Source organism: Bowmanella yangjiangensis, assembly GCF_017255015.1.
GTDB lineage: Bacteria > Pseudomonadota > Gammaproteobacteria > Enterobacterales > Alteromonadaceae > Bowmanella > Bowmanella yangjiangensis.
Map to the genome: position 1 here is coordinate 1 of NZ_JAFKCS010000802.1, position 328 is coordinate 328.

A 328-nucleotide genomic window follows, 5' to 3' on the forward strand; every position below is an offset into this window, starting at 1 on the left:
GGCAAGGCGCCCTGCAACAGCAGGATGCCGGTCAGCACCAGCAGGCAGACCAGCGTGAAGGCCAGCAGTGCCAGGCTGTAGCCGCGCCAGCCCTGCTCCTGCTGCGGGTCGATGCCGGCGACACGGTAACAGGCGCGCTCCAGGGGTTGCAGCAGAGGGCTCAGCCAGGTGCGCTGGCCTTCCATCACGCGATAGAAGTAGCGCCCCAGAAACGGCGCCGGTGCCAGCACCAGCAGAAAAAAAGCTGCCAGCAGCAGCCAGTCGTTGTCGTGCATGGCCACCTCCTCAGCCGCGCCCGGCGGTGAGCAGAGCCACCAGCAGGTAGGCG

Annotated in this window: 1 protein-coding gene; it reads right to left on the reverse strand. The window is 67.7% G+C overall.

The genetic code is table 11. The annotated features are described in order from the left end of the window. On the reverse strand, positions 1–275 hold a 275-nt coding region (locus J0A65_RS26750; protein ID WP_206597199.1), incomplete at its 3' end, for a potassium-transporting ATPase subunit KdpA. Positions 276–328 lie beyond the last annotated feature (53 nt).